Annotated in this window: 1 protein-coding gene; it reads right to left on the bottom strand. The window is 45.6% G+C overall.

What is annotated here, in order from left to right:
- Positions 1 to 421: IS200/IS605 family accessory protein TnpB-related protein (locus ciss_RS10455; protein WP_143298554.1), on the bottom strand; the 421-nt coding region annotated here is incomplete at both ends.

Below are 421 nucleotides of genomic sequence, written 5' to 3'. Positions count from 1 at the left end.
TGACAGGTCACGATATAATGGCCTGTCAAGGAGAGCTCCGGTCAGGAGGGCTACCCGCAAAACTCGCCACGGTTTGTACGGTAAGGTTTTCCCCTTTACCGCAGTACCTTCATTCCTTCCTTCGGTTGCTGAAGATACCGACCGTGACTTGCTTTGTAGGCTTTTCAAAAGCTCTTTATACTTCAAGGGAATTTTTTCCCTTAAAGCCAATCCCCTTCGTGCTATCACATAGGCTGCCGCAGTATCTTTGGTTAAATTAAACTGCGGTGCGTACTTTAGCATCCCTATCACGCTTGTATAAGCCGGACTTACTTCTCTTATGGCTATGCCGTACCTCTGGGCAAGGGTCTTTATTCTGCTAATTAACTTTCGATAACTAAAACTGTGCTTTATCCTTCTGGACTTTCTGCCCTTGTAATCT

The organism is Carboxydothermus islandicus (assembly GCF_001950325.1).
Taxonomy (GTDB): Bacteria; Bacillota; Z-2901; order Carboxydothermales; family Carboxydothermaceae; genus Carboxydothermus; species Carboxydothermus islandicus.
Note: the sequence above shows the minus strand (reverse complement) of the source record. Positions and strands in the feature narration are given on the sequence as shown.